Annotated in this window: 29 protein-coding genes; 10 read left to right on the forward strand and 19 right to left on the reverse strand. The window is 63.1% G+C overall.

All coding sequences use genetic code 11. The annotated features are described in order from the left end of the window. The first annotated feature begins 411 nt into the window (after positions 1-411). Entirely contained in the window at positions 412-678 is a 267-nt protein-coding gene (locus tag HUK73_RS07835; RefSeq protein WP_176591404.1) for a hypothetical protein, read from the forward strand. A 39-nt stretch (positions 679-717) separates the two neighbouring features. Here the strand turns inward: HUK73_RS07835 and HUK73_RS07840 are convergent, their stop codons facing one another. The 6 genes from HUK73_RS07840 to HUK73_RS07865 form a co-directional block, all read right to left on the reverse strand. Next, positions 718-921 (reverse strand): DUF5818 domain-containing protein, encoded by a 204-nt coding sequence (locus HUK73_RS07840; protein WP_176591405.1) that lies wholly within the window; start codon positions 919-921, stop codon positions 718-720. Between the two features lie 165 nt (positions 922-1,086). After that, positions 1,087-1,965 carry a copper resistance protein B gene (locus HUK73_RS07845; protein WP_176591406.1) on the reverse strand — a complete coding sequence of 293 codons (879 nt, stop codon included), beginning with the start codon at positions 1,963-1,965 and terminating at the stop codon, positions 1,087-1,089. Next, complete coding sequence (locus HUK73_RS07850; protein ID WP_176591407.1) at positions 1,962-3,698, reverse strand: copper resistance system multicopper oxidase; 1,737 nt, start codon at positions 3,696-3,698, stop codon at positions 1,962-1,964. Before HUK73_RS07850 ends, HUK73_RS07845 begins: the two co-directional genes overlap by 4 nt. Positions 3,699-3,734: 36 nt before the next feature. After that, a complete protein-coding gene (locus HUK73_RS07855; RefSeq protein WP_369805457.1) occupies positions 3,735-4,316 on the reverse strand; it encodes an RNA polymerase sigma factor in 582 nt (193 codons plus the stop codon). After that, positions 4,313-4,771 carry a periplasmic heavy metal sensor gene (locus tag HUK73_RS07860; RefSeq protein ID WP_176592868.1) on the reverse strand — a complete coding sequence of 153 codons (459 nt, stop codon included), beginning with the start codon at positions 4,769-4,771 and terminating at the stop codon, positions 4,313-4,315. Before HUK73_RS07860 ends, HUK73_RS07855 begins: the two co-directional genes overlap by 4 nt. 13 nt (positions 4,772-4,784) lie before the next feature. After that, on the reverse strand, positions 4,785-5,063 hold the full coding sequence (locus HUK73_RS07865; RefSeq protein ID WP_176591408.1) for a hypothetical protein: 279 nt from the start codon (positions 5,061-5,063) through the stop codon (positions 4,785-4,787). Between the two features lie 140 nt (positions 5,064-5,203). On the opposite strand from HUK73_RS07865, the gene copC reads away from it, so the two are divergent. Continuing rightward, positions 5,204-5,581 (forward strand): copper homeostasis periplasmic binding protein CopC, encoded by a 378-nt coding sequence (gene copC / locus HUK73_RS07870; protein WP_176591409.1) that lies wholly within the window; start codon positions 5,204-5,206, stop codon positions 5,579-5,581. An 18-nt stretch (positions 5,582-5,599) separates the two neighbouring features. On the opposite strand, the gene HUK73_RS07875 is transcribed toward copC, so the two are convergent. Then, positions 5,600-6,598: a D-glycerate dehydrogenase gene (locus HUK73_RS07875; protein WP_176591410.1), complete on the reverse strand. Its 999-nt coding sequence runs from the start codon at positions 6,596-6,598 to the stop codon at positions 5,600-5,602. A gap of 113 nt (positions 6,599-6,711) precedes the next feature. Here HUK73_RS07875 and HUK73_RS07880 point away from each other — a divergent pair, with 113 nt between their 5' ends. Continuing rightward, positions 6,712-7,179, forward strand: coding sequence for an SH3 domain-containing protein (locus HUK73_RS07880; RefSeq protein ID WP_176591411.1), 468 nt, complete (start codon positions 6,712-6,714; stop codon positions 7,177-7,179). A gap of 9 nt (positions 7,180-7,188) precedes the next feature. On the opposite strand, the gene HUK73_RS07885 is transcribed toward HUK73_RS07880, so the two are convergent. Next, positions 7,189-8,694 (reverse strand): peptide MFS transporter, encoded by a 1,506-nt coding sequence (locus HUK73_RS07885; RefSeq protein WP_176591412.1) that lies wholly within the window; start codon positions 8,692-8,694, stop codon positions 7,189-7,191. A gap of 139 nt (positions 8,695-8,833) precedes the next feature. Between HUK73_RS07885 and HUK73_RS07890 the strand changes: the two genes are divergently transcribed. Together HUK73_RS07890 and HUK73_RS07895 are read left to right on the forward strand one after the other, a co-directional pair. Continuing rightward, a complete protein-coding gene (locus HUK73_RS07890; protein WP_176591413.1) occupies positions 8,834-9,412 on the forward strand; it encodes a nitroreductase in 579 nt (192 codons plus the stop codon). Between the two features lie 72 nt (positions 9,413-9,484). Next, positions 9,485-9,829: a GntR family transcriptional regulator gene (locus HUK73_RS07895; protein ID WP_176591414.1), complete on the forward strand. Its 345-nt coding sequence runs from the start codon at positions 9,485-9,487 to the stop codon at positions 9,827-9,829. A 39-nt stretch (positions 9,830-9,868) separates the two neighbouring features. On the opposite strand, the gene prsR is transcribed toward HUK73_RS07895, so the two are convergent. From prsR to HUK73_RS07925, 7 genes are all read right to left on the reverse strand, one after another. Then, positions 9,869-11,233 carry a PEP-CTERM-box response regulator transcription factor gene (prsR, locus tag HUK73_RS07900; RefSeq protein WP_176591415.1) on the reverse strand — a complete coding sequence of 455 codons (1,365 nt, stop codon included), beginning with the start codon at positions 11,231-11,233 and terminating at the stop codon, positions 9,869-9,871. Then, positions 11,233-13,335, reverse strand: coding sequence for an XrtA/PEP-CTERM system histidine kinase PrsK (prsK, locus tag HUK73_RS07905; RefSeq protein WP_176591416.1), 2,103 nt, complete (start codon positions 13,333-13,335; stop codon positions 11,233-11,235). The genes prsR and prsK overlap by 1 nt, the downstream gene beginning before the upstream one ends. 9 nt (positions 13,336-13,344) lie before the next feature. Then, entirely contained in the window at positions 13,345-14,733 is a 1,389-nt protein-coding gene (locus HUK73_RS07910) for a TIGR03013 family XrtA/PEP-CTERM system glycosyltransferase (protein WP_176591417.1), read from the reverse strand. Positions 14,734-14,880: 147 nt separating this feature from the next. Beyond that, complete coding sequence (locus HUK73_RS07915; RefSeq protein WP_176591418.1) at positions 14,881-15,153, reverse strand: hypothetical protein; 273 nt, start codon at positions 15,151-15,153, stop codon at positions 14,881-14,883. A gap of 52 nt (positions 15,154-15,205) precedes the next feature. Further along, positions 15,206-15,853, reverse strand: a complete 648-nt coding sequence (locus HUK73_RS07920) for a sigma-70 family RNA polymerase sigma factor (RefSeq protein ID WP_176591419.1) — start codon at positions 15,851-15,853, stop codon at positions 15,206-15,208. Positions 15,854-15,969: 116 nt separating this feature from the next. After that, the gene (locus HUK73_RS26700; protein WP_255326223.1) at positions 15,970-16,104 is read right to left on the reverse strand and encodes a hypothetical protein; all 135 of its coding nucleotides are present in this window, start codon (positions 16,102-16,104) and stop codon (positions 15,970-15,972) included. 93 nt (positions 16,105-16,197) lie between these two features. Continuing rightward, positions 16,198-16,992 (reverse strand): response regulator, encoded by a 795-nt coding sequence (locus tag HUK73_RS07925; RefSeq protein WP_176591420.1) that lies wholly within the window; start codon positions 16,990-16,992, stop codon positions 16,198-16,200. Positions 16,993-17,057: 65 nt separating this feature from the next. On the opposite strand from HUK73_RS07925, the gene HUK73_RS07930 reads away from it, so the two are divergent. The 3 genes from HUK73_RS07930 (at position 17,058) to HUK73_RS07940 (ending at position 19,328) form a co-directional block, all read left to right on the forward strand. Continuing rightward, positions 17,058-17,291 carry a hypothetical protein gene (locus HUK73_RS07930; RefSeq protein ID WP_176591421.1) on the forward strand — a complete coding sequence of 78 codons (234 nt, stop codon included), beginning with the start codon at positions 17,058-17,060 and terminating at the stop codon, positions 17,289-17,291. A gap of 39 nt (positions 17,292-17,330) precedes the next feature. Then, positions 17,331-17,582 (forward strand): NepR family anti-sigma factor, encoded by a 252-nt coding sequence (locus HUK73_RS07935; protein WP_255326224.1) that lies wholly within the window; start codon positions 17,331-17,333, stop codon positions 17,580-17,582. 237 nt (positions 17,583-17,819) lie between these two features. After that, positions 17,820-19,328, forward strand: coding sequence for a sensor histidine kinase (locus HUK73_RS07940; protein WP_176592870.1), 1,509 nt, complete (start codon positions 17,820-17,822; stop codon positions 19,326-19,328). Positions 19,329-19,346: 18 nt separating this feature from the next. On the opposite strand, the gene tgt is transcribed toward HUK73_RS07940, so the two are convergent. Further along, positions 19,347-20,477, reverse strand: coding sequence for a tRNA guanosine(34) transglycosylase Tgt (gene tgt / locus HUK73_RS07945; RefSeq protein ID WP_176591422.1), 1,131 nt, complete (start codon positions 20,475-20,477; stop codon positions 19,347-19,349). 51 nt (positions 20,478-20,528) lie between these two features. After that, positions 20,529-20,708: a hypothetical protein gene (locus HUK73_RS07950; RefSeq protein ID WP_176591423.1), complete on the reverse strand. Its 180-nt coding sequence runs from the start codon at positions 20,706-20,708 to the stop codon at positions 20,529-20,531. Positions 20,709-20,944: 236 nt separating this feature from the next. Between HUK73_RS07950 and HUK73_RS07955 the strand changes: the two genes are divergently transcribed. Next, a complete protein-coding gene (locus tag HUK73_RS07955) occupies positions 20,945-21,904 on the forward strand; it encodes a crotonase/enoyl-CoA hydratase family protein (protein WP_176591424.1) in 960 nt (319 codons plus the stop codon). Between the two features lie 12 nt (positions 21,905-21,916). Here the strand turns inward: HUK73_RS07955 and HUK73_RS07960 are convergent, their stop codons facing one another. Then, complete coding sequence (locus tag HUK73_RS07960; protein WP_176592871.1) at positions 21,917-23,866, reverse strand: EAL domain-containing protein; 1,950 nt, start codon at positions 23,864-23,866, stop codon at positions 21,917-21,919. Between the two features lie 200 nt (positions 23,867-24,066). Between HUK73_RS07960 and HUK73_RS07965 the strand changes: the two genes are divergently transcribed. Then, a complete protein-coding gene (locus tag HUK73_RS07965) occupies positions 24,067-24,747 on the forward strand; it encodes a GNAT family N-acetyltransferase (RefSeq protein ID WP_176591425.1) in 681 nt (226 codons plus the stop codon). Here HUK73_RS07965 and HUK73_RS07970 read toward each other — a convergent pair whose 3' ends face one another. Beyond that, a complete protein-coding gene (locus tag HUK73_RS07970; RefSeq protein WP_255326226.1) occupies positions 24,748-25,356 on the reverse strand; it encodes a hypothetical protein in 609 nt (202 codons plus the stop codon). Positions 25,357-25,507: the final 151 nt, after the last annotated feature.

The raw sequence follows: 25,507 nt of genomic DNA on the forward strand, positions 1-25,507 counted from the left end.
GAGTCGTGCGTCTCCTCGCAGTTGCCCCGACCATGCGGAGGCAGGATGACGCAGTTCCACCAGAGGCTCGCCGGACGGCGAAAAAACTACCGGACGGCAAGGTGGCGGGATGCGCCCCAACTCATGGCCGAAGCGGATATGTCCCGATGCGCGCCGCCATAGCGCTTGCGTGCCCCAAGTCAAATGCGAAGGCGCGAAAATGGGACATTTCTTGGAATCTTTCTTGTAGACGCACTCGTTCCACGCGGGATACATTGGGTGGCAGCCGCGTTCTGGTTCAAGGAGCGGGCTGCACAGAGATGAAAATGGGTCGCTCGCTCTGACTGTCGTCGTTGCATCAATGCAGGCGTGATCGGGTTTCGTGCACTTTCGCGCCGATTCCGAGAATATATGTCTGAGGAGGAAGAGACGATGCGCCCAGTTTCCAGCCTCGCCACCGGCAAATCTTTTGACCCGGCTTTAAGGGGTTACATCATTCATTATCATCCGGGGGAAGCCAATCATTGCCCCAGCTGCGGCCGCAGCCAGTGGATGGTCGGTCGCCTGATGGCGGAATGCGCTTATTGCGAAACCGCGCTTCCGCTTGAAAATAATCGGGGTTTCGGGTCCTGCGCCCGCTTTGTGCACACACATGACGCCATGACGTCCTATGACGCGCGCGAGTCGTTCAATCCGTGATCGAAACACGGCCCTGACGAATGCAAGGCCGCAGCCCGGTCAGGCAGCGGCCACCCCTTCGACCTCCACTATGCCGTTCCCGGCATAAAATCCCTGCACCCGCACCCGCTTTTCGACATGGTCGACGGGCACGCGCAGCAGCACCAATCGATAGGCGCCGCCCAGATCGCGCTGAAGCAGGAACCCGGCCTCATCGCGTATCAGCCGGCCGGTTTCGTCCACTCTGGCGCCAATCTCCATCATATCCCGTCAATCTATCGCTTGCTTGATTCCCTTGCCGGCCAATAGCCCCAGAAGGAGGAAGATGACAGGGCGACGGGTTCCGGTTTTCAAAGGATATGCGCCATGATGGCATGTGGCCCATCCTGCAAAGTTGCAATGTCCAGCGTGGAGCATCGCGCAAACTTTCTAAAACCAGAAACGCACGCCCGTCACCAGACTGGCGGCTGATGCCCGCTCTCCCCCGGCGCGGGCATAGCGGGCGGTTTCGCCCAACTTGCGTTCCCAGTTGACGCCGACATAGGGCGCGAATTCGCGGGCAAATTCATAGCGAAGACGCAGCCCCAGCTCGATATCGGAGAAGCCCGAACCGATACCCAGTTCCGGCACACGCTGCGCCGCGATATTCACCTCCGCCGCCGGTTGCAGGATCAGGCGCTGGGTGATGCGCTGGTCATAGCTGCCCTCCAGCCGCAGATGCGCGTCGCCCTTGTTGGAGAGGAAGGCCTGCGCACCGACATTGAACCAGTAGGGCGCAAGACCCTCAATCCCCACGACCGCATAGCTGCGTTGCGGATCGGGGCGGATGTCGTGGCGCACGCCCGCCTGCAGATTGAACCACGGATCGATGGCCCGGCTGTAGAGCGCCTGCACCTCCGCGCTTTCCAACCCGCCGCCGATCTTACCCTCGCCCTCGGTCCTGAAGGCGAAGCGGTTGATATCGCCGCCGATCCAGCCCTCCCCCTCCCAATGATAGCCATCCGCCCCCTTGCCCAGACGATATTCCAGCCGGTCGAGCATGAGTTGGGAGAAGATCATGCCACCGCTTTCCTTGAGCATGGCGGCGCGGGCACGGGCCATGTCCGCAGCGTCGTAAAAGGCGTCGGCGGCATGGTCCCCCGGCGGCGTGGGTGCCGCGTTTTGAGGAGCGCCGCCATCGGCCACGGATTCGCCATGCCCGGCATGGGAATGGTCCATCGCGCCATGATCCATCTGGCCATGGTCCTGCGCCAGCGCAGGCGCCGAAACGGAAGCGAGCAACAACGCGGCCGAGATCAGCGCCTTCACGCCGCCTCCTCCTCATGCCGGACCGTCACCACCCGCATCATCCCCGCATGCATGTGCATCAGCATATGGCAGTGAAACGCCCAGTCCCCCAGCGCATCGGCTGTCAGGTCGAAGCTGACCTTCCCGCCCGGCAGCACGTTCACCGTATGCTTGCGCGGGGCATGCGCGCCCGCGCCCGTCACCAGCTCGAAGAAATGGCCGTGCAGGTGGATCGGATGCGGCATCATCGTATCGTTGATGAGGTTCACCCGCACCCGCTCCATATGGCGGAAAGGGATCGGTTCAGCCCCGTCCGACAGCTTCACCCCGTCGAAGGACCACATATAGCGCTCCATGTTCGCGGTCAGGTGAATGTCCAGCATACGCGTCGGCGCGCGACTATCCGGGTTGGGTTCAAGCGCCCTGAGATCGGCATAGGTCAGCACCCGATGATCGACCTGCTCCAATCCGGTGGGCCGGTCCGCAGTCCGATCCACCGGCATGGGCGACAATGTCGCCACTCCCGGCCCCATCTTCACCTGCGGAGCGACCGACCTGTCGCGCATCTTCATCGAATGGCCGGCCATGCTGTCATTGGCGGGCTGGCTGAGATCCAGCACGCCGCCCTGCCCCATGTCCATTCCGGACATGTCCATGCCCATGTCCTTCATGCCCAGCAGCGGCCGGTCCCGCACGGCAGGCACGTCCGCCACCATCCCCATGCGCGGCGCCAGCGTGGCCCGCACCAGCCCGGATCGATCGATCGCCTCCGCAATCAGCCCATAGGGGCGTGGCTCGGTCGGCTGGACCACCACATCATAGGTTTCCGCGATGCCAATCTGGAACTCGTCGGTTTCGACCGGCTGCACATGCTGGCCGTCGCACTGCACCACCGTCATCGCCAGACCGGGCAACCGCACATTGAAATTGGTCATGGCCGACGCATTGACGATGCGCAGACGCACCCGTTCACCCGGTGTGAACAGCCCGGTCCAGTTCTCCGCCGTCCCATGCCCATTCACCAGAAAACTGTAGGTCGACCCCGTGACGTCCGAAATATCGGTCGGGTCCATCCGCATCGCGCCCCATTCGCGCCGCTCCCGTCCGCTCTGGTCCCTGCCCGCTATCTGCCCCGCCAGCGTCTGCTTCTGCATGTTGAAATAGCCACCCATCTGCTTCAGCCGTTTCAACAGCAGATGCGGATGGATCGGACTCCAGTCGGACAGCACGATCACATGCTCGCGCTCACTGCGCACCGGATCGATGCCTGCGGGATCGATGACGATGGGGCCATAATGGCCGACCGCCTCCTGCATTCCCGAATGGCTGTGATACCAGTAGGTCCCCGACTGACGGACCGGAAATTCATAGGTGAAGGTCTCACCCGGCCCGATGCCAGGAAAGCTCACCCCCGGCACCCCGTCCATCTGAAAGGGCAGGATCAGCCCATGCCAGTGGATCGACGTATCCTCCCTGAGCCGGTTGGTGACGGACAGCCGCACATTCTGCCCCTCCTTGAGCCGGATCAGCGGGGCGGGCAGCGTTCCGTTGACCGTCACGGCATGGGCGGAACGTCCGCCGGTCGCGAAATGGCTTTCCCCCACGGTGAGCGCGATATGCTCCCCGCTCAGCGCGGCGGGAAGACCCGCTGTCCCGCTCCGCGCCCAGGCGGGGAAAGCGTGGCTCCATGCCAGCGCTCCGCCCAGCCCCCGGATCAGGCCGCGTCGATCAACTTCAGGAAGGGAAAATGCCATGAGGATGCAAGTCTTTGTTGGGAGGACCGTTTCCCCCTATACGCGCGCCGCGTCGTCATCCCTCAATCGCTCGGCCAATTTGTTGCGCGCACGATAAAGGCGGGTTTCGACCGCCTTCTCGCTGATGCCCAATATCTGCGCAGTCTCGGCCTGACTCATTTCCTCAATGGCGCGCAGCAGTAGAACGTCCCTGAGATTGACCGGCAAGGCTGCGATGGCGGCATCGATCCGTTCCAGTTCCGCCCGGCTCTGCACGACTTCCTCAGGCGTCGGCCCAGCGTCGGCGACCGCCCCGGCCTCCTCGATCGGCCGGGCAAAGGTGAAGAAACGCCGCACCGCGCGCCGCCGCGCCCAGTCATGGCATTTGTTGATCGCGATCCGCGCGATCCACAGGCGGAAGGGCCGCCCTCCATCATAGCGGGCCAGAGCGGCGAAAGCGGAAATGAACGCCTCCTGCGTGATGTCGAGCGCCTCTGTCGCGTCCCCCACATGGCCGCGTGCCAGACGGAACACCCCGTCGCGATGCCGCCGCATCAGCTCGCCATAGGCGCTCTCCTGCCCGGCAAGAGCCAGCCCGGCGAGTTCCGCGTCGCTGCGATCGGTGAGCGAAACGCTCACCTTTGTGGTTGCGACTGGGCCGGTTGCGACTGGCCGGGGTCGGTCAGGGCCTTGACGACAGCGGCGTCGAACTGCGCCGCCTGATCCCGCCGCAGCACGGCCCGCATCGCGAAAATATGCTTCAGCGTTTCCTTCTGAAGCATGCCCATGACATGATGGGAACGGTCGACGGCCTCACCCACTTTCGGGCCATAGCCATGCTCCGCCGCGATTGCCTGCGCCAGACGGGCATTGTCAGCGCGCATCTCCGCCTCCATCGCCTCGCGCCGTCTGGCGAAATCGGCCTCCAGCGCGTGGATGCGCTGCTCCTGCGCGGCATCCAGTTTCAGCTTCCTGTGGATGAGGGCATGAACCTCGCTCTCCACCCGTGGCTCAGGCGCGATCCAGACCCGCGCGACCAGCACCGCCGCCAGCGCCGCCGCAAAGGCGACCAACGCAACCAGCCCATAGCGCATCGCGCCCTTCACCTTATTGCTCCAGCAGGCGCGACGGCGCGTAATCGGACATGCCGATCACGACCGGCCGCGATACCGCCTGCGCCGGGTGGCCGGGCACAACGCTGCCGACCCAGCCGATCCCGATGGCGACGATTCCCGCCAGCGCCAGACTGCGCCGCGCCACCGTCCGTTCGCGGCGGATGGTGACGCCCGCCATGACCGCCTCTTCCATCGCCTCCAGACGCGGATCGTCCGGGCCATTCCGCATCCGGGCGCGCAGCTGGCCGAGCAGCAGATCCAGGTCGCTCATCACTCACACTCCCATGTCTTCGCCTGAAGATACGCGGTGCGCGCTCCTATCCCTCATGCAAAAATTTCAGTCTGCGCGTCGAGGGGTGGGAAAATTCGATGCGTATCCATCCTTAAGCAACCCCATTGGAGACCATAGCCATGCGTCGCATCCTGTTCGCCACCGCACTCGCCCTGACGGCCCTGCCCAGCATGGCCATGGCGCACGCCACGCTTCTGTCCTCCACTCCAGCCGCGGGCGCCACCGTCGTCCGGCCGACCGGCCTCAGCCTCACCTTCTCCGAAACGATGCAGCCCCCCTTGAGCGGCATCGACCTCACCATGACCGGAATGCCCGGCATGACCAATCATGCGCCGATGCCGGTCAAGGGATTCAGGACCGCCGTCGAAGGCGACGGCAAGACAATGACCATCACCCTGCCCCGCGCACTGCCGGCGGGCGATTACGACATCGACTGGCACTTCGTCGGCGCCGACCAGCACAGGACTTCGGGTAAAATCAGCTTCTCGGTCAAATAGAGGCGGCGATTGGCAGGCTCAGACCCAGCCTTCCAGCACCTGATTGGGCGGCCGATGCCCGTCGACCCAGCTGCGGATATTGGCGATCACCCGCGCTCCGGTGGCATCGCGCCCCTCGAAGGTCGCGGACCCCATATGCGGCAGCAACACGACATTGGACAGCGCCAGCAAGCGCGGATCGATTGCCGGTTCATGGGTATAGACGTCCAGCCCCGCCCCAGCGATCCGCCCTTCCGACAGCGCCGCGATCAGCGCCGGTTCGTCCGTGATCTCCGCGCGGGAGGCGTTGATGAGATAGGCGTCGGGCCGCATCAGCCCGATCCGCCGTGCATCGATCATGCCCCGGCTATCGGCATTGAGGGGACAGTGAATCGACAGGATGTCGCTCGTCTCCAGCAATGCGTCCAGATCCGGGCACCAATGCGCGTCCAGTTCCTGCTCGACCTCGAAGGGCAGGCGATGCCGGTTATGATAGGCGATGGAAAGGCCGAAGGCCGCGGCCCGCCGCGCCACCGCGCGACCGATGCGGCCCATGCCGATAATGCCCAGCTTCTTGCCGCCGATCCGGTGCCCCAGCATGCCCGACGGACTCCATCCGGTCCAGGCGCCGGAACGGACCAGCTTCTCCCCTTCGGCAAGGCGGCGCGGCACCGACAGGATCAGCGCCATGGTCATGTCGGCGGTATCTTCGGTCAGCACGCCGGGGGTGTTGGTGACGATGATCCCCTTTTTCCGCGCGGCGGTCAGGTCGATATGATCGACCCCGCTGCCGAAGCTGGCGATCAGTTGCAGCCGCTCGGGCGCTGCCTCGATCAGCGCGGCGTCGATCTGGTCGCTGACCGCGGGCACCAGCACGTCGCATTGCGCCATGGCGCGGGTCAGCGCGGCGCGGTCCATCGGCACGTCGCCGATGTTGAAGACGGTGTCGAACAGGTCGGCCATGCGCGCCTCCACATTGGGGGGCAGACGGCGCGTAACGATGACGCGCGGCGTGGCGGGGCGCGGTTTTTTGGCCATGTCTGGCCGCTATTCTCCGCCGCGACGATGGTCAAGCGCTTATAAGAGCAGTTGTCCGCAATGCCCTCCAACGTCTATGAAAGCGGACGGATCGGCATGGGGATTATTGAGTTATGAAGGGCTATTTGCTGGGCACGGCCATGATCGCCGCGCTTTGCGTGGACGGCAGTGCTGGGGCGAACCCGGTGAAGCCTGTCCCCTATTGGGCCTCGCTCAGCCATGCAGAAGCGCGGATGCGCGTCGGCCCCAGCCTCGATTACCCGTCCAACTGGGTCTATCGCCGCCGCGATCTGCCGGTGAAGGTGGTGCAGGTGCTGGGCCTGTGGCGCAAGGTCGAGGATTCGACCGGCGCCCAGGGCTGGATGCATGTCCGTTTGCTCAGCGACGCGCAGACCGGCATCGTCACCGCCGACATCGCACCGATGCGGGCCTCCCCCAACGAGGATGCCCGCGCCGTCTTCCGCGCGCAGAAGGGCGTGGTGGGGCGCCTCTCCTCCTGCGGCAAGGGCTGGTGCGCGTTCGATGTGGGCGGGCAGAAGGGCTTTATCCGGACCAATGAGATATGGGGGGCGACGGAGTAATACTCCGTCTCACTTCGCCTCCCCGGCGTGCATCAGCCGCTTGACCAGCGGCGCGATGGCCATGACGACCACGCCAAATCCCACCGACCACCAGCCGATGCTGCTATAGACGGCCAATACCTGATCACGGCTCGCCGCGCCGCTTTCCCCGCCGGTCGCCGCCGCGATCAGCCCGGCGGCATATTCGCCCAGCGCCATGGCGAGGAACCAGATGCCCATCATCAGCCCGATCATGCGCGATGGCGCCAGCGTCGACATGGCGGACAGCCCGACCGGCGACAGACACAGTTCCCCAAGGGTGTGGCAGAGATAGAGCAGGAAGATGAACAGCACCGGCGTCAGCGCGCCCGGCGCGCCGGCTCCCGCAACCAGGACCAGGAAACCCGCCCCGACCAGTGCAACCGCAATGCCGAATTTGGCGGGGGTCGAGGGCTCCCACCCCCGCTTCGCCAGCCAGATCCAGAGCGCCGCCATTACCGGCCCGAACATCAGGATATAGGCGGCATTGACCGACTGGAACATCGATGCCGGAACGTTGAAGCCCAAAATATGCCGGTTCGTATAGCGATCCGTGAACAGGCTGAGCGACGAACCGGTCTGCTCGTAAAGGCCCCAGAAGATCGGATTGATGACCAGCAGGAACAGCGCCGCCAGCATCCGGTCGCGCCCGATTCGCTCCATCCGGCCAAAGGCTTCCCAGAGGATATAGAGCACCACAGCCACGCTCGACGCCGCCAGCATCCAGCCGACGATCACATGCTGCTGGATGAGGACCCAGCAGAAGGCGATGGAGGCAAGGCTGGAAAGATAGACCAGCCATTCCCGGCTGATCAGCCCGCCGACGCGCTCTGCCAGATAGACCGGATTGGACGGTTCCCCGCCCCCCTGCAACAGCGGCTTGCTGAGGGCAAAGCCGATCACGCCCGCGATCATCCCCACCGACGCGGCGCCGAAACCCCAGTGCCAGCCCCATGTCTGGCCGAGATAGCCGCAGATCACCGGGCCGATGGTCGCGCCCAGATTAATGCCCATGTAGAAGATGGTGTAAGCCGGGTCGCGCCGCATGTCGTCGCGCGGGTAGAGCTGGCCCACCAGCGCCGACGCGCTGGACTTGAGGAAGCCGGTGCCGGTGATGACCGTCGCCAGCCCCAGCCAGAAGAGGCCGAGGCCCATGGTCCCCGCATTGTCACCTTCGACCCCAAGGATGATATGCCCGATGGCGATGACGATGCCGCCGAACAGCACCGCCTTGCGCTGGCCGAGATAACGGTCAGCCAGATAGCCGCCCATCAGCGGCGAAATGTAGATCAGCGACATATAGGCGCCATAGGCATAGGACGCGTCGCGGTCGGAAAAGAGGAAATGCTGCGTCAGATAGAAGATCAGCAGCGCACGCATCCCGTAGAAGGAAAAGCGTTCCCACATCTCCACGAAGAACAGCAGGAACAGGCCGCGCGGATGGCCGAGCCAGGTCTTCGCACCCGCCCCGGCCGGAGTAGAAACTGAGGTCGCCATTCAGGCCCCTTTTACCCTATCTTGTTGTCGGGCCGCGAACCCGGCCCCTTATGCCGCCAGCCTAGAGCGGAAATTATTCATCTGTCAAAGAAGGCCGATGCCCTTGCGTCCGACACGGCGGCAGGCCATCTGATCCGCCATGTTCAACGACCTCAGTTCTCCGCTCTCGCTCCTCCAGACGCGCCGTTCCGGCAAGCCGCGCGATCTTGTCGCTCCCGGCCCGGATGCGGACCAATTGCGCGCCATAGTGGAAGTCGCGCTGCGCACGCCCGATCATGGCAAACTGGCGCCGTGGCGCTTCGTGATCGTGCCGCAGGACCGGCGCGATGCGCTGGCCGACCTGCTGGAGGGCGCCTATCGCGCCGAAAAGCCCGATGCAGGACGGCTGGAGATCGAGGCCATGCATCAGTTCGCGCATCAGGCGCCCGCGCTGGTGGTCGCCCTGTCCGCGCCGGTCGCGGGCAGCAAAATTCCGGTCTGGGAACAGGAATTGTCGGCGGGCGCGGCGATCATGAACCTGCTGCACGCGACCCATGCGCTGGGCTTTGCCGGCGGATGGCTGACGGGGTGGCCCGCCTATAATGAGGATGTCCGCGCCGCTTTCGCGCAAGGGGATGAGCGGATCGCCGGATTCGTCTTCATCGGTACGCCCGGCAAGCCGCAGGAAGAGCGCCCCCGGCCAGAATATGACAACAGAGTTTCCATCTGGGACAGATAGTTACACGGTTGACGTCCTATTGGGAAAGAGTCTGCCTTGACGCGCATGGCTGTATTATGTCACTGATGCACTATGGCCGACGATTCCAAACCCGTCTATCTCCGCCTGCGGGAGATCATTGCCGCCTCCATTCTGGATGGGGAATTTCACGACGGCGACATGCTCCCATCGGTCCGCGCGCTGGCCGCACAGCAGGGCGCCAATCCGCTGACGGTGGCCAAGGCCTATCAATGTTTTCAGGATGACGGGCTGGTCGTGGTGAAGCGCGGCGTCGGCATGTTCGTTGCTGACGGCGCGACAAGACGGCTGCGCGACATGGAACGGGCACGCTTCATGGATGCGGTGTGGCCGCCCGTGGCGGAGCAGATCAGGCGACTGGGAATCAGCGCGGCCGATCTGGGCGTCGAGCGGGTTTAGAAACATCCGTCATTCTTGCAGAGGCGACACGCCCCGCCTTCACCCCTGCATCCGATATTGCTTGAGCAGATCGTAGAGCGTCGGCCGGCTGATCCCCAAAATCTTCGCAGCGCCGGAAATATTCCCGTCCGTCCGCGCAATCGCACGCCGGATCGCGCGGCGGTCGGCCATTTCCCGCGCGGCCTTCAGGTTCACCACATCGCCACCCTCGGCACGATCCCCGTCAAGGTCGAGATCGGCAGCGGTGACATGTTTGCCGTCCGCCATGATGACGGCGCGCTTCATGCGGTTTTCCAGTTCACGGACATTGCCCGGCCAGCCCCAGCCGTCGAGCGCCGCCAGCGCGTCGGGCCCAAGGCCCTTGACCTGCGGGTTCATATCCTGGGCAAAGCGGTTGAGGAAATGCCGCGCCAGCAGGGCCGGATCGCCGGGCCTATCCTTGAGCGCCGGAATGCGCACGACGATCTCCGCCAGCCGGTAATAGAGGTCCTCGCGGAAACCGCCTGCCGCGATCATCGCCTCCAGATCCTGATGCGTCGCGCAGACGATCCGCGTGTCGACCGCTATGGGTTGCCGCCCGCCGATCCGCTCGATCACCCGATCCTGCAGGAAGCGCAACAGCTTCACCTGCAAGGCCAATGGAATGTCGCCCACCTCGTCGAGAAACAATGTGCCGCCCTGCGCCAGTTCGATCTTGCCCGGCATGGTCTTGATCGCCCCGGTGAAGGCGCCCTTTTCATGCCCGAACAGCTCCGCTTCCAGCAGCGTTTCCGGGATCGCCGCGCAGTTGATCGCGACAAAGGCGCCTTCTCGGCGCGGGCTGGCGTCGTGCAGGCCCTGCGCCAGCAATTCCTTGCCGGTGCCGCTCGCGCCCAGCAGCAGCACGGACACATCCGCCCCCGCCACCCGCTCTATGGTGCGGGCGACCTTCATCATCTCCGGCGCGGCGGTGATCAGGCGGCCCAGCACGCGCCCACTCTCCGGCGCGGTTTCGGAAAGGCGCGCATTCTCCTGCTCCAACGCATGGACATGGAAAGCGCGACGGACGATCAGGCCCAGTTCATCAATGTCCACCGGCTTCTGGTAGAAATCATAAGCGCCGCCGGAAATGGCGTTGAGGGCGCTTTCCCGCGCGCCATGGCCGGATGCGACGATGACTTTCGTATCCGGCTTGATCCGCAAAATCTCCGCCAGCGTCGCGAATCCCTCGCTGGTGCCGTCGGGATCGGGCGGCAGGCCCAGGTCCAGCGTCACCACGTCGGGCGCCTGTTCCCGCAGCATTTCGATCGCCTCCTCACGGTCGCCCGCGATGAAGAGCTGATATTCCTCATAGGCCCAGCGCAGTTGCCGCTGCAGGCCCGGATCGTCCTCCACGATCAGCAATTTCGGTCGCGTATCGCTCATCAGGCGGCCTTCCCCCCAACCATTTTCCCTGAAGAAATCTCTTCCCCCGAAGCCAAAGGCAGGCGCAGCGTGAAACGGCTGCCCACTCCCGGCTTGCTTTCCACATCGATCCGGCCGCCCATGGCTTGCGCGAGCGCCCGCGCCTCGAACGCACCGATGCCAAAGCCCCCCGCCTTGCTGGACGAGAAGGGCTTGAACAGTTCGCGGCGGATGAATTCGGCGCTCATGCCCCGGCCCTGATCGACCACTTCGAGCAAGGCGTCGCCGCCGTCCGTCGAGAGGCGCAGTTCGACCGGACTGTCCGGCGCACTGGCGTCGATGGCATTTTGCAGCAGGTGGATCAGGATCTGCTCGACTCGCACCGGATCGGCCATCGCCAACGGCGCCTCGCCAGTGACGGACACTGGATGCTGGCGCGAGCGGGTGCCCGCGACCTGCCGCGCGACCTCATCCAGCGCCATCGGTCGCGGTTCCTCCGCCCTGCCCTTATTATGTTGCGACAGGCGAGCGAGCATGTCGTTCATCTTGCCCACGGACTCTTTCAGCGTCAGCACCATGTCGGCGCGGAAATCGGGATTGTCGGCATGCCGCTCCGCATTGCGGGCGAGCAGGGAGAGCTGGCTCACCAGATTCTTCACGTCATGGATGATGAAGGCGAAGCGGCGGTTGAATTCATCGAAGCGCTGTGCGTCGTCCAGCGCCTGCTGCCCCTGCGCCTCGCTCAGATAGCTGGCCGCCTGCCGTCCGGCAGCGCGCAGCATGTCGAAATCTTCCCAGTCGAGCCGCCGGTCTATGGGCGGGCGGGCGAGCAGGATCGCGCCGATCAGCCGGCCGAAGTGAATGAGCGGCACCATCGCCCAGGCCCGGCGATCCTCGCTCATCCAGCCGGGTGCGACGACCTCGCCCACCGCACTGGTTGGACGGGCGACATCGATGATCCAGCCGCTTTGTTCGATCAGCAGCGCGACCGGTGCGGGAACCACCGCGTCGTCAGGCAACTCACCCAGCCAGTTCCACTGTGTTTCAAAGACCAGCGCGCCATCCTCGCCACGCAGCATCAGGATGGCGGCGGGGGAATCGGTGATGTCGGCCACCGCCTTCGCCACACGCTCGCCCAGCGGCAGGGCATTGTCGCCCCTGTCGCCCCCCGCCCGGCCAATGGTATCGCCAAAACGCATCCATTCCGTGCGATAATCATAACGATGCTGGAAGAAATGCTTGGCGACCTGCACCTTCCAGAAGGCGTGCAACCGGCGCGAAGGCAGCAGCACGAGCGCGCTGACCGCCATGAAGAAGACACAGCCGATCTCCACCACCCGGGCATAGGGACCGGCGACCAGTTCAACCAGAACCGCCGCCGCCGTCAGCGCGACGACATAGAGCAGCACGGCCGCCAGCGACAGCGACTGGAAAGTCAGCGTGCGCGACAATTGCAAACGGCCGTTGATATCATTGCGGATTCCCGCCCCGATGACCGGCGCCAACAGCGCCATCATCGCGCCGCGCAAGGCGTACAGCTCATTCGCCCGGTGCATCGCGAAATAGCCGATGGCGTAGAGATTGAGATCATAGGTCCACATTGCCGCCAGCGCGCCCAGCAGCAACGCCACCCGGCCCCGCTCCCGGATCGCCCAATTGACATAGAGATGATGGACCAGGATCAGGCTGCCGATCGCGGTCATCATGTGCAGGACCAGCGAGACATGGACGAGCGCTTGATGCACCTCGCTCATCACCGGCAATTGCCGCCAGATGAGGTCGGTGAAGGTCTGGAGCAGGATCAGCCCGGCCACCGACGCATAAAGCGATCCGATCGCCACCATAGACCCGGTCCGCGCCGCTGGCCCCCGCCGCAACATGACGAACAGCAGCAGCAGCCAGGCGGCGTTGCGGATATTTTCGCCAATGCCGGTCAGCGGCTTTTCCACCCCGCCGAAGGACACATAGAGCGACCAGCAGGAGGTCAGCAGCAACGCGGAAGCCAGCAGGCGCTGTTCCGGCGCTTCATCACGGCGACGCAGGATGAAGATGCCGAGCGCCGCGAACAGCACGGCGGCCAATGCATGGCCCCAATCCCCGACAAATTGCAGGAGCGTGCCCATCGTCCGCCCTCAGCGCGCGCCTTCGGGCCAGAGGATGACCCGCAGCGTCTGGATCAGGATGAGGAGATCGAGGAAAGGCGTGTAATTCTTGGCATAATAAAGGTCATATTCCAGCTTGTGCCGGGCATCCTCTATCGATGCGCCATAGGGATAGTTGATCTGCGCCCAGCCCGTGATGCCGGGCTTCACCATATGCCGCTCGGCATAATAGCGCAGATGCTGTTCCAGATCCTCGACGAACTGGCGGCGTTCCGGGCGCGGGCCGACAAAGCTCATCTCGCCTTTCAGCACCGTCCAGGTCTGCGGCAGTTCGTCGATGCGCAGCTTGCGCAGCCAATAGCCCAGGCGCGTGATGCGCGGATCGTCCTTTTCCGCCCAGACGGCCTGCCCCGACACCTCGGCATCCTGCCGCATGGTGCGCAGCTTCACGATCCAGAATTCCTCACCATACAGGCCGACGCGCTGCTGGCGATAGAAAGCAGGCCCCTTGCTGTCGAGCTTCACCAAAATCGCCGCGAGCAGGATGACCGGGCCGGTCAGCAGCAGCAGGATCAAACTGGCGGCGATGTCGAACAGCCGCTTGGCAATGCTGGAAAGGCGGCGGCCGGCGGAAAAGCCATCGGAGAAGATCAGCCAGCTCGGATTGACGCTGTCCAGATCGATCCGGCCCGTCTCCCGCTCCAGAAAGGTCGAGATTTCGTTCACATGGACGCCGGTGGTCTTGATGCGCAGCAGGTCCGCCAGCGGCAGCGCGTTGCGCCGCTCTTCCAGAGCCAGCACCACTTCGCTCGCGCCCAGACGGACCACGAAATCGGCGAGATTATAGATGGCGCTGCGGTTGATCGCCTCGGGGATCACCTGCGCGCCGTCGTTCATGGCGATATAGCCGACAACGAGAAAGCCGGAGCCCTTGCGCTGTTCGATATCCCTTATGCGATTGGCGCGATTACCAGCGCCCAGCACCACCAGACGCCGTTTGAAGGCTTCCCCGCCCAGCATCGACCCCAGCAGCAGGCGGATCGCAAGCAGCAAGGCGATGGCCAGCCCCATGGCGTAAAGCGAATTGGACCGCCAGAGCGTGATATTCGGCAGCACGAAATGCATGACCGAGAGGAACAGAACGCCCAGCGAAATCGCCACCAACAGCCGCGCCAGCGCATGGCGGATCGATTGCAGCGCTTCCGTCCCATAGGCGCCGACGGCGATCATCGCGGTCTGGATCGCCATGGCAAAGCTTGCCAACGGCCCGATCCGGGTGACGACATGGTCTACGTCCATGCCGATCTGGTGCGCGCGCAAAATCCAACCGCCCTCCGCCGCGCCGAACAGCAGCATAAGGTCGAGCAGACCGAGCAGAAGCACCGCATGCGGAATATAATGTTTGAACAATCTTATCATGTGTCGCGCGTATCCCGCTGCGCCCGGCGGGCAGACCAGATAGCCGGATCAGCTTACAGGGGGCTGTAAGGAAATCCGACATGCCGTCACAATGCACGACAATCGCAAAGAATTTCTGAACAGGGGATTTTGGCGTGATGCCCGGCGTCAATCGCGATTCTGGATCGCGTCCGCCGCGTTCTTCGCTGCATTGCTGACCACGCGTGCGGCGCTGTCGGGCGCTTCGGTAACTGCGTTCAGGGCATCGGCCTGCCGGTCAGTGTTGTCCTTGGTGGCATAAAAAAAGCCAATCGCCAGTATCAGGGCGATCGCCACGAGAACGAAAATGATAAAACTGCCGCGCGACCGGCCCGCCACCGGGGTCGGCTCGTTCGCATCCTTGAATGGAATGGGGGATTCGCTTCTTCGATCCTCGACCATTCTCCTTCTCCGGTCCTGCCAAACGAAATGGATGGCAGATTTATCATATGGATCATTCCTGATCCGGGACGTTATCTCCCTTCGCTTCCCGGCCGCGGCTCAGCCGGTCGACATCGTCCATGATCTCATCGAGTACCGCAGCATCGCTGCTGTCATGGCTGCGACGTGAAGGCAGGTCGCCATTTTCCAATATCTGCTCCAGCGCCGCCCGGCCGCGCGCGACGCGGCTCTTGATCGTGCCGACCGCCACGCCGCAGATTTCGGCGGCTTCCTCATAGGCAAAGCCGCCCGCGCCCACTAGGATCAGCGCCTCCCGCTGCGGCTGGGGCAGTTGCAGCAGGGCGCGCTGCATGTCGGACAGTTCGACATGCTTGTCCTGCCCCGCCGGCGCCGCCAGCAGGCGATCGGCCGCCAGATCATCCCAATCGCCCCGGAAACGCGAGCGGCGCATCTGGGACAGATAATGGTTGCGCAGGATGATGAAGGTCCATGCCCGCATGTTGGTGCCGGCCTGGAAGCGCGCGCGGGCTGCCCAAGCCTTCAGCAAGGTTTCCTGAACCAGATCGTCCGCCACGTCCCGGTTGCCCGACAGCGACCGGCCAAAGGCACGAAGATGCGGAATTACCGCCGCCAACTCGCGCTTGAAATCGGCGTCGGACAGGGTTTCGCGTTCCAAATCCTGGTCCACGCTGTCGTTCATGGACACAACCCCCTCATCGGCTGTCGCCCTCGCTGCATGAACCGAAGTCGTCAAAGCCATATCTGTGCCCGTATCCTAACCCTATTCTTCTCAAGGACCAATCGCCGCGACACCATTTAATGGCCCCACAGGATCGCGATCATCGCGATGATGGCGAGTGTGAGTGAAATACCAGCAACATAGCGCACCATATGCGGGGTCGAGCCAGCCATGGCTTTTTCGCCCGCAATATGTTGCTCCTGCTCCGCCATTGGGGGCCCCTCCAGATCGTTACGCAACAATAACGCGAGTCGCGGATCGGAGTTCCCCTTTTTTGGCCTAATTTTCGGCGGCTAGCCCGGCAGTCAGGCCGGAGCGGTCGCTTCGTCGAAGAACAGGGCCTGGGAAATGGCGGCTTTTACGGTGGAACGCTGGAACGGCTTGGTGATCAGGAAAGTCGGTTCCGGCCGCTCGCCGGTCAGCAGACGCTCGGGAAAAGCGGTAATGAAGATCACCGGAACCGAAAATTCGGAAAGAATATCCTTCACCGCATCGATGCCGCTCGAATCGTCGGCCAGTTGAATGTCGGCCAGCACCAGGCCGGGCCGTTCCGCCATCGCCTCACGCACCGCATCCTCGCGGGTGACGGCGATCGCGGTCACTTCATGGCCAAGGTCGCGGACGATGGTTTCGATATCCATGGCGATGATCGGTTCATCCTCTATGATCAGCACCTTGGCACGGGTCTGCTCCTCAATCTCGCTCAGCGCTTCCTTCACCAGTTCCTCGACATCGTCGCTGTCGAGACCGATGAGATAGCCGACATCGTCAACCGTGAACCCCTCCAGAGCGGTCAGCAGCAGCGCCTGGCGCGGCAGCGGCGTCAGACGGGCAAGCCGCGCCTGGGCAATGGCTTCCTGCCCATCGGCGCCCGTCAGCGCCGGACCGTCGTCGAGATGGGAGGAGGACCAGATGGCATGGAACGTCTTGTAAAGGCCAAGACGCGGGTCGACGGTAGCCGGAAATTCATCGGGCGCCGCCACAATCGCTTCCAGCGTCGCGCGAACATAAGCGTCACCATGCGCCTGGCTGCCTGTCAGCGCGCGGGCATAACGACGCAGGAAAGGAAGATGGGGGTGAAGTTGCTGACCAAGCGACATCTGTTAAAATTCTCCCAGCCCAATGGGCGCCTTGTTCCGAACCATCTGCCGGACAGGAAGGATGGATGGACGATGCCGATGTGGCAAGCCCCCTCCCCCCTTTTCAAACAGCAGGCAGCCAGGCCGCCTTTCGCTCCGCCGACATAATCGCCCCGCGTCCATTCTTTCCATCCGCAGCCGACGGGGCAAAAAATGCTTCGCCAAGGGAACCATCAAGCGACGGATTTGTTTCACTGGCGTTTGGTTTTTTCGAAAATCTTTGGGATTTTGTGTTTTCATTTTCCCCGGCGTCGAATTGACGTCATGGGCGAAAGCCGCAAGAAGAGCAGGCGGACGTGATGCTGATGGCTGCAGAGGGGCGTGTTTTGGTTGCTTCAACGACGGAACGGGATGTGACGGGAGGGGACAAAAAAGATGTCAGCGCCAGCACTCCGGCTTCGCGCGTGAAGAGCAGCGTTGCACGCAAGAAACGCGTCGCCACGGCGAAGGATGACGGACAGGTGGCCAATGCCCTGCGTTCCGTCTATCAGCGCGCGGTGGAGGAAGATATTCCCTCCGAAATGCTCGACCTTCTCAGCAAGCTCGATTAGGCCGTAAACCCGTCGAAATGTGGAGGACGGGCGGAGGGGTGATGACGCAGATTGCAGAAGGCAGCGTCCCTCTTCCGCGACGGCGATCAGGCGCCTTCACGGAAATGGCTCGCTCCATTCAGCATCAGGCCTATGGTCACTAGCCCGGAAACGCCGCCGGTGCAGAACAGCCCAGCAACGGCTGCACCATCCCTCCTGCAAAAATTGAGCCTCCTGTCGCAATCGACGGGCGTGAAGATGTTCCTCATCCTCACCCTCGCGCTCCTGCCGCTGGGGCTGATCGCGCTGGTGGCCTCGCTTCAGGCGATCCGCACCACCGATCTGGAAAAGGAAGCGTTGCTGCGTGTGGCGGTCACGCAGAGCGCGCGCCAATTGTCCGCCGATCTGGCGTCGGACCGGACCGCGCTGATGCTGACGGCCAACACATTTGCCGCGACCGGACCCGATCCGGCAATGTGCGCGCGCCTCTCGGCCTTTCTCGCCGCCCATGATCGGGGGGACGGACGCTATTATATTTACGACCGCCATGGCCGGCGGCTTTGCGGCTCGCCGCTGCCCGAACCGGAAGGGCTGACGCCGGCGCAACGCTTTTCGGGGCAGACGGTACAGTTGCTGCCCGCCGCTCAGTTTCTGGTCAACCGGGCACAAAGCGGCAATGGCGCGGTTGTCGCCCTGGCCTATTATTCGCGCTCCTATCTGGAGATGATGGCCAATCCCAGCGGCGCCTTGCAGAACCGGCGGATCAGCCTGCATCAGGGCCAGGACAGCCTGCTCATCAGCCACCCCGCCACCCTGTCGCACGGCCGCAGCACCACCCTTTCCGCCCGGCTCGATCCGCCCGACATGATCCTCACCATGTCGCTACGCGATCCGCCGGTGACGCTGGCGCGGATGCTCTCGCTCTTCCTGCCGCTTGTCATGTGGTTCGCCGCGGCGGCGATCGGCTGGTTCGTCGTCAACCGGCTGCTCATCCGGCCGCTCGTCCTGCTGCGCCGCTCCGTCGCCGCCTATCAGCCCGGCGCGGTGCTGGAACCGATGCGCCGCATCCGCACCCCGGCGCAGGAAATCGTCGCGCTGGGCAATACCTTCCGCGAGATCAGCGAAGATGTCGCCACCCATGAGATGGAGATGGCCGAAGGGCTGGAAACCCAGCGCAAACTGACGCGTGAGGTTCATCACCGGGTCAAGAACAACCTCCAGATCATCGCCAGCCTCATCAACCTGCACGCGCGCTCCGCCCATGACGCCGAAGCGGTCGAAGCCTATGCGACGATCCAGCGCCGGGTCGACGCGCTTTCGGTCGTCCATCGCAACCATTATGCGGAGTTGGAGGAGCATCGCGGCGTCGGTGTGCGATCCCTCATCAGCGAATTGTCGGCCAGCCTGCGCGCCACCGCACCGGCGGAAGCGCGGCGTTTCGGCATCCAGATCGACAGCGACAATCTGCATATCAGCCAGGATGTGGCGGTGCCGATCGCCTTTCTGCTGACCGAGCTGGTGGAACTGGCCATGCTGTCCGATCCGCGCGCGGCGATGCGCATATCGGTGCAGCTGGAGGATGAGCGCGAGGATCGCGCCGTGCTGCACATCACCTCGCCCGCGTTGCGCGGATCGCCGGAGATGACCGAGCGGCTGGAGGAACGCTATGGTAGGGTGCTGACCGGCCTTTCCCGGCAACTTCGCGCGCCGCTGGAGCATGATCCCGAAAACGGAGATTATGCCATCGCCATCACCGTGCTTCCCTGATCGTCCGCGCCAGAGCCGTCAGGCGCGCTTATAGTCCCGCCTGAAATCGGCGGCGAAGGCAGCGAAGCGCCCCTCCGATATGCTGTCGCGAATGCCCTGCATCAGCGCCTGGTAGAAATGGATATTATGCTGGGTCATCAGCATCGCGCCCAGCATTTCCCCCGCCTTCACCAGATGGTGCAGATAGGCGCGACTCCAGGTCGAACAGACCGGACAGCCACAGCGCGGATCGAGCGGCGCCATATCCTCTGCAAAACGCGCATTGCGGATGTTGAGCGGGCCGGCCCAGGTAAAAGCCTGCCCATTGCGCCCGCTGCGCGTCGGCAGCACGCAATCGAACATGTCGATGCCACGCTCGACCGCGCCGACAATGTCGTCGGGCTTGCCCACGCCCATCAGATAGCGCGGCTTGTCCGCAGGCAACATATCCGGCGCGAAGTCGAGCGTGGCGAACATCGCCTCCTGCCCCTCGCCCACCGCAAGACCGCCGACCGCATAGCCGTCAAACCCGATCTCGATCAGCTTTTCCGCCGAAATCCGCCGCAGTCCTTCGTCGAGCGAGCCCTGCTGAATGCCGAACAAAGCCGCGCGCTCGGCATGTTCGCCGCCCGTATCGAAACCGTCGCGCGAGCGCTTCGCCCAGCGCATGGATCGCTCCATCGACTTTGCCGCCTCGTCATGGGTGCAGCCATTTTTGGTGCACTCGTCAAAGGCCATGACGATATCGCTGTCCAGCAGCCGCTGGATTTCCATCGAGCGCTCCGGGGTCAGCATATGCTTGGACCCGTCGACATGGCTGGAGAAGGCAACCCCTTCCTCGCTCATTTTCGTAAGGGCGCTCAGGCTCATCACCTGATAGCCGCCGCTGTCGGTCAGGATCGGCCGGTCCCAGCCCATGAAGCCGTGCAACCCGCCCAGGCGCGCCATGCGCTCCGCGCCGGGACGCAGCATCAGATGATAGGTATTCCCGAGGATGATGTCGGCGCCCGCCGCACGCACTTCTGCCGGACGCATCGCCTTGACGGTGGCGGCGGTGCCCACCGGCATGAAGGCGGGCGTGCGGATGTCGCCACGGCGCATATGGATTGTGCCGGTGCGGGCCTTGCCGTCGGTCGCGGCTACGGAAAATGAAAAGCGGGGTTTGGTCACAGCCGCCGCTGTAGAAGTGAAAATCGCGCCAGACAAGGCCGGCGGGCGGCCTCAACCGTCCTTGCGCAACCCGTCCAACGCAATGATCGCATCGATATTAAAGCCCTCTATCCGGCGATAATTGCCAATGAAACAGAGGCAATCCGCGGACAGGCTGAGCCGCCAGGCTTCACCTTGCATATCGTGCAGCAGCAGAGTCACAAGCTGCATGTCGGTTCGGGGCGTCTTCATGAAATCCTTCGTAATTAATAAAGGTTAACAAAGGCCTGTCTGCGATATCCCCCCGATTTCTTAACGGTCATTTGTGGCATTAATACAACATTAACTATATTGAATCGGATTTTTCAGCGACTTAAGCGCAACAGTGCGTAACAAAAATGGTTAACGATACCGATGCCTCTATGGGATGGTTGCATAGAAGTTGTATGAGCGTTCATCTCAGTCCCAACGATAATTTGGGGGCGCAGATGGTTGATTCTGGACAATTTAATTCGAGGCACGAACAGATAGGCGATCTCTCGCCGACGCAGCTTTCGCCGGGCGACGACGAAGCGCTCGCTGCCGCTACGGAAAGCTTTGTTTCGGCGCCACGGATCGGCCAATCGACCCTGTTCGACCTGGGCCAGATCGACGTCCGGTGGGACGCCGCAGAGGAAAGCCTGTGGGCATTCATGACGCCCACGAATCGTCCCAATTTCAGCATGCAGATGCTGCGCGACGTCGGCACCTGGTATTCGGAAACCAAAAGGCTGTTCGACTCCGGCGTATTGCCAGTCAAATATATGATCGCGGGATCGCGCTTCCCCGGCGTCTTCAACCTTGGGGGCGATCTGGAACTGTTTGCCGGCTGCATCGAGCGGCGCGATTTGCCCAGTCTGATCAAATATGGCCATGCCTGCATCGACGTCGTCCATCGGACCTGGCGCAATGCCGACCTGCCGGTCGTATCCGTCGCGCTCGCGCAAGGCGATGCCCTGGGCGGCGGCTTTGAAGCGTTGCTCTGCTTCGACATCGTGATTGCCGAGCGCAGCGCACGCTTCGGTTTGCCCGAAATGCTGTTCGGCCTGTTCCCCGGCATGGGCGCCTATTCAATCCTGGCGCGCAAGCTCGGCCGGATGATGGCCGAACGCATGATCCTGTCCGGCAAGGTCTATACCGCAGAAGCGATGTACGACATGGGCATCGTCCACACATTGGTGGAGGATGGCGAAGGCGAGCAGGCCGTGCGCGATTATATCGCCGCGAACCGGGCCCATCATGCCGGTCATGTCGGCGTGTACCAGGCGGGGCGGCGGGTCGATCCACTCGACTATGCGGAACTCAAGGATATTGTCGAAAACTGGGCCGAATGCGCGTTACGGATCGACCTCAAGGACCTGCGCATGATGCGGCGACTGGCGTCCGCTCAAACCCGGCTTGTCAAATAAGCCGGGGAACCTTCAGGCGCGCCGACGATCCCCCTCCATCGGGACCTCTTCGCCGTCAATTCCCTGCATCCGCCGCAGCAACTGGTCGGCGGGTATCGGCTTGCACAGGACGAAGCCCTGCACATTGGTGAAGCCCGTCTCACGGGCGTAGCGCAGCTGTTCCTCGGTCTCGATGCCTTCGGCCACGGTTTCGACGTCCAGCGCACGCGCCAGATAGGCGACCGACTGGGCAATGGCGCGGTCACGCGAATTTTCGCCGACACCGCGCATGAAGCTTTGGTCGACCTTGATCGTGTCAAAGATATTGTTGCGCAAATAGCCCAGCGAAGAATAACCCGTCCCGAAATCGTCGAGCGCCAGCCGCAGGCCAATCCGGCGCAATTCGTTCAGGATCATGTGGGTGCGGCCGTCATTTTCCAGGAAAATCGACTCCGTCACCTCCAGTTCCAGGCGGCGTGGCTTCAGGCCGGATTGCAGGAGGGCGGCCATGACCCCGCGCGGCAGATTATCGCCCCGGATCAGCGCGGGCGAGATGTTCACGGCCACACGGATATCCTCGTCCCAGGTCATGGCGTCCCGGCATGCCTGTTCCAGCGCCCATAGCGTCATCGGTTCGATCATCGAGGAGCTTTCGGCGATCGGAATGAATTCCGCCGGGGAAATCCGGCCCAGCACCGGATGCTCCCAACGCATCAGCGCTTCGCAAATGGCGATGCGATTGGTGACGGCATCGAATATCGGCTGATAATGCAGCGCCAGCTCGCCATTGGCGATGGCGGTGCGCAGGCCCATTTCCAGTTCGTAGGTACGGTTCTGCCTCTCCTTCATCTCCCAGTTGAAATGAGCATGGCGGTTTCGCCCCTCATGCTTGGCGCGATATAGCGCCATGTCGGCATGTTGCAGCAATTCGTCGCTGTCGCGGCCATCCTCTGGAGCGACGGAGATGCCCATCGATGCCGTGATGTTCAGATGATAATTCTCGACCTCGAAATCGGGCGCGAATTCGGCAAGCAGGTCGGACGCGATTTCTTCTGCGCCGGCCCGGTCGACGCCTGGGCAGATGAGAATAAATTCGTCACCGCCGAAGCGCGCGACATGGCCGCGCCGGTTCAAGGCTCGCGAAAGCCGCTCGGCGACCAGACGGAGTAGCTGGTCGCCGATGATATGGCCGAGCGAATCGTTGATTTCCTTGAAGCGGTCCAGGTCCATCCACATGACCGCCATCAACTCGTCGTCGGATCTTCGTGAATCGAACCACTCACGCAATCGCATGTGCATCGCCATGCGGTTTTCCACGCCGGTCAGGCTGTCGAAGCGGGCCAGCCGTTCGAACTTGAGCGCCAGTTGCGACTTTTCATATTTGCCCTGAAACGCGTCCAGAACGATATGGTGGGTTGTGCGCGTGATATCCGCCATGGCGAAGATCATCAGGAAACACAGGATTCCCAGGGTAGTGTAAGCCACCCCACCGACCAGCAGCAGCCCGAACGACGTCGGCAGCATCGTAAAGCAGGTCTGCCCCACGGCGACATGGATACGTCCCGCATTGCGCCCCGATATGCCGCCGGCATAGACAGCCACGGTGCCCACGCTCAACACATGCAGGGTCAATATGTCGGTGAAGGTCAGGGTGACGAACGCCAATACGCCCAGCAGCGCGGCATAGCCCCAGGCGCCCAGTTCATAGGCAAAACCCCAGATGGGCTTGGCCGGTCGATCCTGATGCGCCAGCTCCCGATGGAAATAGAGCGAGGCGATCGAGCGGCTGATTCCGACCAGGCAGATCAGGATCGAAACGACCGTGATCTGGGGCATCTGCGCCTTGTAGGCGATCACCAGGCTAGCGCCGCCACCGGCGATCGCCCCGCTCATCAGCGATGCCGGGGATGCATAGAGTGCCTTGACGAGATTCGCCTGCACTTCAGCGCTGTGCTGAGTGCCTGGCGCAAGGCGCGCGCGCATGGAAGCGATCAGGTTTCGAACAAGGCGTGACACGTCATCAGCACCATTGGCGAAACATGATTTCCATTTGGTAAACCGCGCCTTTGCAAAGCGCTCCACAATGACGAATCCGTTATGAATTTGGTCGATTTCGCTCATGCCGACTTCACGGACGGTTGGGAAAATCTTGCTTTCGCGGCGCATCGGCGGAAAATGGCGCCATGTCCCTTCACCCGCTCCACCGCCCGGTCTGGAATGCCCTCAACAGCGGCTGGTCGACGCTCGCCGAAGGGGGGGCGAAAGCCTTGCGGATCGATCCGCGCTACGGCCCCTTTGCGGCTGCGGCGGATGGCGGAGCCGAAGCGCAGACCGCCCTCGCCGCGCTTGTGCCCCAGGATGGCGAAGCCTGGATCGTCGAACCCGACCCGATCGTCGCGCCGCCGGGCACCCATGTTCTGCGCGAAGCCATGCTGGTGCAGATGGTCGCGGCGGACATCCATGGGACTTCGCTTACGCTCGATCCCGTATCGCTTGGCGAAGAAGATGCCGCGGAAATGCGCACCCTCGCCCTGATGACCAAGCCGGGGCCGTTCCTGCCCCTCACCCATCGGCTGGGCCATTTCATCGGGATCAGGGACCAGGGCAAGCTGGTCGCTATGGCCGGAGAGCGGATGCGCATCCCCGGATTTGCCGAAATCAGCGGTGTGTGCACCCATCCCGACCATCGGGGCAAAGGCTATGCCAAGGCGCTGATGCAGCTTGTCGGGCGCGCCATGCTGGCGCGGGGCGAGACACCCTTCCTCCATGCCTATGCCGCGCATGAGGCGACAGTGGCGCTGTACCGGACGCTCGGCTTCGAGGTTCGGGCACAGATGCACATGATGGTGATCGGAACCGCCTGATCAGCGGGCGGCCGCCTCATTGGGGTCGATGGATTTTATGGGGGTCGTCTGATAAGGAGCCGGTGCGGCTGTGGGCATGATCGCCGGTGTCGCCGTGGGAACATGGACTTCCTGATCGACAAAGACGTCGAAATCCGTCCCCGCCGGTAGTTTCACATTCCTGCCCTTGATCAATATGGCCAGCGGCAGAAAGACGATGCCCGCCCCTACGGCGCCCAGCGTGCCCGATTGGCCCTGCGAGTTGCGCTGGCCCCGCACGGGAATTTCCAACTGGCCCACCTTCACCCGGTCGACCCGAATGTCGAGCTTGCCCGAACGGCCCAGCAGCCCATTGCCCTTGGCCCGGGTGACTTCCCCGACAGCGGGCGTTCCGGCTGGAATGACCGTAACGCCGTCGATCGTCACCGCCTTGGCGACGGACAATTCCACCTGATCCCCGACGCGCGCCGATTTGGAAGAGATGTCCGCGCGCGTCTGCAAGGAAATGGTCAAACCCTCGGGAAGAACGAGATATTGGGCGGACGCTGGGAAGGCATTGACCACCGAGAAGGCCGTGGCGGCGATGGCCAATCGCCGTGCCCAGCCCATCGACAATGCAGCGCGAGTCATAAGGACGTCCTTTCCGCCGGTTGCCTGTGGCCGGAGTGAAGCCATGCGCGGCAATTTACGCTTCCGGCCGTGGAGCGTCAACGAAGGGGACGGCTTGATCGGGGCGATAATGGCGACAGGGCAAAGCGGCAGGCAAAGAAAAAGGCCGACG

The organism is Sphingobium sp. EM0848 (assembly GCF_013375555.1).
In the GTDB taxonomy this organism is placed as follows: Bacteria; Pseudomonadota; Alphaproteobacteria; order Sphingomonadales; family Sphingomonadaceae; genus Sphingobium.

Excerpts from the sequence above, each read along its gene's own strand:
- HUK73_RS07835 (WP_176591404.1), top strand. The coding sequence starts at position 412 with ATGCGCCCAGTTTCCAGCCTCGCCACCGGCAAATCTTTTGACCCGGCT.
- HUK73_RS07840 (WP_176591405.1), bottom strand. The coding sequence starts at position 921 with ATGATGGAGATTGGCGCCAGAGTGGACGAAACCGGCCGGCTGATACGC.
- HUK73_RS07850 (WP_176591407.1), bottom strand. The coding sequence starts at position 3,698 with ATGGCATTTTCCCTTCCTGAAGTTGATCGACGCGGCCTGATCCGGGGG.
- HUK73_RS07860 (WP_176592868.1), bottom strand. The coding sequence starts at position 4,771 with ATGCGCTATGGGCTGGTTGCGTTGGTCGCCTTTGCGGCGGCGCTGGCG.
- HUK73_RS07865 (WP_176591408.1), bottom strand. The coding sequence starts at position 5,063 with ATGAGCGACCTGGATCTGCTGCTCGGCCAGCTGCGCGCCCGGATGCGG.
- copC (WP_176591409.1), top strand. The coding sequence starts at position 5,204 with ATGCGTCGCATCCTGTTCGCCACCGCACTCGCCCTGACGGCCCTGCCC.
- HUK73_RS07875 (WP_176591410.1), bottom strand. The coding sequence starts at position 6,598 with ATGGCCAAAAAACCGCGCCCCGCCACGCCGCGCGTCATCGTTACGCGC.
- HUK73_RS07880 (WP_176591411.1), top strand. The coding sequence starts at position 6,712 with ATGAAGGGCTATTTGCTGGGCACGGCCATGATCGCCGCGCTTTGCGTG.
- HUK73_RS07885 (WP_176591412.1), bottom strand. The coding sequence starts at position 8,694 with ATGGCGACCTCAGTTTCTACTCCGGCCGGGGCGGGTGCGAAGACCTGG.
- HUK73_RS07890 (WP_176591413.1), top strand. The coding sequence starts at position 8,834 with ATGTTCAACGACCTCAGTTCTCCGCTCTCGCTCCTCCAGACGCGCCGT.
- HUK73_RS07895 (WP_176591414.1), top strand. The coding sequence starts at position 9,485 with ATGGCCGACGATTCCAAACCCGTCTATCTCCGCCTGCGGGAGATCATT.
- prsR (WP_176591415.1), bottom strand. The coding sequence starts at position 11,233 with ATGAGCGATACGCGACCGAAATTGCTGATCGTGGAGGACGATCCGGGC.
- prsK (WP_176591416.1), bottom strand. The coding sequence starts at position 13,335 with ATGGGCACGCTCCTGCAATTTGTCGGGGATTGGGGCCATGCATTGGCC.
- HUK73_RS07910 (WP_176591417.1), bottom strand. The coding sequence starts at position 14,733 with ATGATAAGATTGTTCAAACATTATATTCCGCATGCGGTGCTTCTGCTC.
- HUK73_RS07915 (WP_176591418.1), bottom strand. The coding sequence starts at position 15,153 with ATGGTCGAGGATCGAAGAAGCGAATCCCCCATTCCATTCAAGGATGCG.
- HUK73_RS07920 (WP_176591419.1), bottom strand. The coding sequence starts at position 15,853 with ATGAACGACAGCGTGGACCAGGATTTGGAACGCGAAACCCTGTCCGAC.
- HUK73_RS26700 (WP_255326223.1), bottom strand. The coding sequence starts at position 16,104 with ATGGCGGAGCAGGAGCAACATATTGCGGGCGAAAAAGCCATGGCTGGC.
- HUK73_RS07925 (WP_176591420.1), bottom strand. The coding sequence starts at position 16,992 with ATGTCGCTTGGTCAGCAACTTCACCCCCATCTTCCTTTCCTGCGTCGT.
- HUK73_RS07930 (WP_176591421.1), top strand. The coding sequence starts at position 17,058 with ATGGACGATGCCGATGTGGCAAGCCCCCTCCCCCCTTTTCAAACAGCA.
- HUK73_RS07935 (WP_255326224.1), top strand. The coding sequence starts at position 17,331 with ATGCTGATGGCTGCAGAGGGGCGTGTTTTGGTTGCTTCAACGACGGAA.
- HUK73_RS07940 (WP_176592870.1), top strand. The coding sequence starts at position 17,820 with ATGTTCCTCATCCTCACCCTCGCGCTCCTGCCGCTGGGGCTGATCGCG.
- HUK73_RS07950 (WP_176591423.1), bottom strand. The coding sequence starts at position 20,708 with ATGAAGACGCCCCGAACCGACATGCAGCTTGTGACTCTGCTGCTGCAC.
- HUK73_RS07955 (WP_176591424.1), top strand. The coding sequence starts at position 20,945 with ATGGTTGATTCTGGACAATTTAATTCGAGGCACGAACAGATAGGCGAT.
- HUK73_RS07960 (WP_176592871.1), bottom strand. The coding sequence starts at position 23,866 with ATGCGCGCGCGCCTTGCGCCAGGCACTCAGCACAGCGCTGAAGTGCAG.
- HUK73_RS07965 (WP_176591425.1), top strand. The coding sequence starts at position 24,067 with ATGTCCCTTCACCCGCTCCACCGCCCGGTCTGGAATGCCCTCAACAGC.
- HUK73_RS07970 (WP_255326226.1), bottom strand. The coding sequence starts at position 25,356 with ATGACTCGCGCTGCATTGTCGATGGGCTGGGCACGGCGATTGGCCATC.